This window comes from Photobacterium sp. WH77 (assembly GCF_022014395.1).
Classification (GTDB): Bacteria; Pseudomonadota; Gammaproteobacteria; order Enterobacterales; family Vibrionaceae; genus Photobacterium; species Photobacterium arenosum.
The window spans coordinates 1-1,203 of sequence record NZ_JAKLTE010000053.1; the positions used below are offsets into that span (position 1 = coordinate 1).

Annotated in this window: 1 protein-coding gene; it reads right to left on the bottom strand. The window is 44.7% G+C overall.

The annotated features are described in order from the left end of the window. A partial coding sequence (locus L6J37_RS21195; protein ID WP_237796519.1) for an ISAs1 family transposase occupies positions 1–1,108 on the bottom strand: 1,108 nt, incomplete at its 3' end. Between the last annotated feature and the right edge of the window lie 95 nt (positions 1,109–1,203).

The following is a 1,203-nucleotide window of genomic DNA, read 5'->3' on the forward strand; positions in this document are numbered from 1 at the left end:
CCTGACTAAAACCAGCACTTAATACTGCCTCAAGCATTGATGTATTCATCATGCATCGCTTTTGTTTTCCGACGATGCTGAGCTTGGTTGGCTCTGCCCGAAGCATATTCAAGCTCATATGGCGCAAGCAAGACAGATTCTCTGCCCCATGAGCTTTGTATATCTGGCAGGCATCTTCATTCATACTGACATCAAGCACCCAATGCATGGACTCTATGCCCCAATGTTCTCTAACGGCCGTCGCAGCTTGCTCTGCGCTAAGCTCTTTGGAGCTAATGTAGTAACGATACTCTAGGTCGATGGCTTTTCCTTTCTCAAGGCGGAAGTTTTCAACCATCACTATGCTCTTCAAGTTTTTCCAGCGAGAGAAATCACCTTCTAGTTCAATACTATCAATGACATAGCATTGGCGAGACTCTATACGCCCGTGCCCTTCTTCAAACGAGATATCACCTGCAACATTTGCTCGCTGAGAAGAGAACGCATTTTCTATCGCTTGGCGGAGTTTTCCTTGATTACTCTTAACCGCAAGCAAGTAATCTCCTCCTTGTTCTACAATGGCTCTGGCTATCTTGGTTTGACAGGCCATCGCATCAATGGTCACTAAGGCTCCCTTAATGTCGAGCATCTTTATCAGTTCAGGGATTGCTGTTATTTCATTACTTTTTTGTTCGGTTTTGAGCTGCCCCAACACGAGCTTGTTTGATGAAGCATAAGCACTGATCATATGAATAGTGCTCGCTCTGTCTTCACGATTGTATGAGCCTCGAAGCGTTTTGCCATCGATAGCAACGACTTGACCTTCGGTAAGAGTATGTACCGATGACATCCAGTTGACGAAGCATTCATGAAACTGCTCGGGTTCAATGGTTGATATGATGCGAGCAATCGTGTCATCAACAGGAATACCGTTCAAAAAGAGAGCATTACGCTTAAACCAGTCATGATGACCGAGAATATATTCACGAATATCAAACCACCCCTTCGCGCCAGCAATGACGGCACACAATGATCCGAACATAACTTCAAAGAGGCAATAGGTCACTTTAGCGCCTTGGCGTTGGTCGACGATTGGTTGAAAGTGTTCTTTGAAGTGGTCAATGTGCATGATGCTCTCCCGAAAAAAGGAGTATATGATCACAGCCAAGGATGATCGTCAAATGGATCTATTTTTGTTTAAAAAACGTTCACGATCTTGCCCTG